This is a genomic window from Vibrio sp. V43_P6S15P86, assembly GCF_009904725.1.
GTDB classification, from domain to species: domain Bacteria; phylum Pseudomonadota; class Gammaproteobacteria; order Enterobacterales; family Vibrionaceae; genus Vibrio; species Vibrio diabolicus.
In genome coordinates this window covers 1-3236 of the sequence record NZ_WXWT01000182.1, presented here as the reverse complement: position 1 = coordinate 3236, position 3236 = coordinate 1, and the positions used below count along the sequence as shown (strand labels likewise).

Annotated in this window: 2 protein-coding genes; both read right to left on the bottom strand. The window is 40.0% G+C overall.

Annotated features, from left to right (window positions below):
- Window positions 1-142 precede the first annotated feature (142 nt).
- A complete protein-coding gene (locus tag CAG69_RS07965; protein ID WP_161443594.1) occupies window positions 143-1864 on the bottom strand; it encodes an ATP-binding protein in 1722 nt (573 codons plus the stop codon).
- Window positions 1854-3035 (bottom strand): FIST signal transduction protein, encoded by a 1182-nt coding sequence (locus CAG69_RS07960; protein WP_161443592.1) that lies wholly within the window; start codon window positions 3033-3035, stop codon window positions 1854-1856. Before CAG69_RS07960 ends, CAG69_RS07965 begins: the two co-directional genes overlap by 11 nt.
- Window positions 3036-3236: the final 201 nt, after the last annotated feature.

Genomic DNA, 3236 nt, shown 5'->3' with positions numbered 1-3236 from the left:
CTCCTACTCCTATTCCCCTGTGGATTTGAAATTTAAGGTCTCTATCATAGCCATTAAACATAATGGCTATTTACCATAAAATACTTAATATAGATCTTAATAATCTATCGATTGTTAAGATCTATATTAATGCATTTTCTACTTACAGAAATGGCTGTATAGCTTCAAAGATATCTTGTCTTCGAACTGGTTTGGAAATGAATCCATCCATACCTGCGTCAAGGCATTTATCTCTATCACTTTCTAGCGCATGAGCGGTTAATGCGATGTTTGGAGTCTTGAAGCCTTTATCTTGGAGAAGCCTTGTTGCTGTAATCCCATCCATCACTGGCATCGAGACATCTATAAGAATCAGGTCGATTAAATCCTCATTTTCCTCTAAGAACGTTAATGCTTCTGCTCCATGACTTGCGATATGAACATTATGACCAAGCTTATTTAAAATAAGCTTTATTACAAACTGATTCGACTCGGTATCTTCGACTACGAGAAGATCCATCGCTTTTATTGGTTGGTTGTTTTCTATTTTAACTGGACGATTTTGATTGCACCGAGTTAAAACGGGAATCTTAATAGTAAATGTTGAGCCGACATGCTCGTCACTTTTAACGATAATCTTGCCGCGCATCATTTCAACTAAATGCTTGGTTATTGCTAGCCCTAGTCCTGTACCACCAAAGCGTCTCGTGATGGAACGATCACCTTGATGAAATGCCGTAAATAGGTGTTCTTGCTTGGCTTTAGATATACCAATTCCGGTGTCTGATATTGAAATTACAAGCTCGGAGTCTTGCTCAGATACTGAAACTTTTACTTCTCCTTCATCAGTAAACTTTATTGCATTCCCAATAAGATTAAACAGGATTTGAGATAATCGCGTAGAGTCAATCCAAAACTGTTTGTCGGTAGTTACCATGCAATTGAGTTTAAATTGAAGGCTCTTCTTCTTAGCTATTTGTTTTTGTTGAGAAATAACAAAAGTGACAGTGTCTCTTAAATTAACCCACTGCTCATTGAGTTGAAAGCGACCTGATTCAATTTTTGAGAGGTCAAGGATGTCGCTGATAATCGCGAGAAGCAACTCCGCTGAGCATTCCATTTGGCTCAGGGCATCGATTTGCTCTTCTGATAAGGTGGATTGTTTCAGAATATCGAGCATTCCAAGGACGGAATTTAGAGGGGTTCTAATTTCATGACTCATCATCGCTAAGAATTCTGACTTTGAGCGATTTGCAAGCTCTGCTTCTTCTCTTGCTTTAGCAAGCTGAGTTGTTCGCACTTCAACAATACGTTGTAACTTCTCTTTGGTCTCAATGTCGATGACAGCCCTCTCAATTAAAGGCCGAAAGCGTCTTAAGGTTTCCTTATTTTCTATGCTAAAGTGCCCTTTCTTAGCACCAATAAGTAAGATGACCGTTTGTGTTACTTCTGAACGTATGCCCGTTAGGACTACCGAGTTTACATGGCTTTTTATAAAGCTGTTCAGGTTAATAAACTCCGCAAGCCTATCTGGTTCGAACAGCAGAATACATTCGCCATTCAGCGCCCTCTCAGATGCGTTACCGTGTAACCAAGATATGTTATCAAATACACTATTTGTCGATATCAACGTTTTGAAGGGGTACCTCTCATCATCACGAGTTAGAACGATAAAATCATCAAAGTTGATGTACTTCTTAAGGACATTATTTAATCCCGTAAATATCTCGTGCCGGTTTTTTGCTTCACTCATCGCGGATATCGCTGAAAGAATAGCTTTATTCTCATCGGCGAGCAGTCGTTCTCTTTGCCTAGCCTGTTTTAGTTCGACTAACGCTTCTTGCAGCGCTTCCTGTTGGTATATGTCTAAGTATTTATCTTTCATAAGGTTTATGGAATATCGCTGATGAAATCATCAGGTTTCCATGTCCATTCTCACCACCAATAAATCTACCTTGCTCACCAAAAGTAAAAGGGCAAATAAAAGGTAACTGTTCTAGTTCTTGGTTAATTTGTTCACAAACGCTATTCATGTCTTGCATTAAGTGCAACATAGGACCTGCGCAAAAGATGTTTATCACCCCAATTTTTCGAGATTCTTCTAATTTTTGATTAAAGGCTGCATTTACAACTTTAGCAGCGCGTGCAACGAGGTGTTCTCTGCTTCCTTTCATTAAAGTGAGTTCATCACCCTCTTCTATTCGTGTAAATAGCTCAATTCCTCCATCTCGCGTCTCACGAATTGGATGGGACAATTTGTAATATGGACGCTCATAGAGGTGGCCAGCGACACGCCCTAGTGGATAAGCGCTCGAGTTTGTAAATAGCAGGTTGTTTTTGCCTACTTGGTTATCTTGATGGTTTGTCCACTTTCTATAAACATTGAGGGCTGGTTCGTCATCAATTTCTAGTAAGCACCTATCGTTAGTTTTGGTTGCAACCCCTTTGATATTGGTTGGAGTGTGCCCAGCACTAAAAGCAATATCAACAGGCTGTGAGGAGTAAAATAATGTCAGACTTAAACCTGCAGTTTGAGATCCTTGGGCGGTAATAACAGACCATTTTCCCGCGATATGATTATCAGCGGCCGAACCACCAATAATTGGGATCAGCGTACCAAACCTTTCATCTATAGATGCAATGATTGATTCCTCTTGCCCTGGAGTTGCATGAAGCAGTATTAAGTTTGGCACTTCTCCTACGCGGTTAGCGTTCTCAAGAGCCATATCTAAGGCTCTAGTTACACTGTCACCTGAGTCGTAGTTAGAAATACCAGTGCCATAAGCATGAGGGCCTGAATCATAAATTGCGAGCACCGCAATCACTGGGCCCGTATGAAACCCCTGGTCTGTCATTACTGCTTGGCATGAACTAGCTCCATGAAAAGGCACACCGGGAAAATGCTCAAGAAACGCTTCTCGAATTAACTCGAAGTCGTACTCTTCCGTGTAGTAGCACATCACGTAAGACAAGTTCTGTTGTGTCAGTTCGGACCTAAGCGTTTCTATCGCTGAGTCTTCATCTTTAATATGAGTAAAAACTGATTGGCAATGCATACGATTTTATAATTGGGTATCACTCTGCTGTTATACCATTCCAACCAATTTTCTCTAGGTAAGAAGGTGAAAAATTCATTAAGAAGTTGCGATTATCTCGTGATAGATCGTATTTATAATTGAACTACAACAATGTTTTCACCTTTTTTAAAGGTGATTTTTTTCGATTCAGGAATGATGTCCCATTCTACTGACTTATGC

Excerpts from the sequence above, each read along its gene's own strand:
- CAG69_RS07960 (WP_161443592.1), bottom strand. The coding sequence starts at position 3,035 with ATGCATTGCCAATCAGTTTTTACTCATATTAAAGATGAAGACTCAGCG.
- CAG69_RS07965 (WP_161443594.1), bottom strand. The coding sequence starts at position 1,864 with ATGAAAGATAAATACTTAGACATATACCAACAGGAAGCGCTGCAAGAA.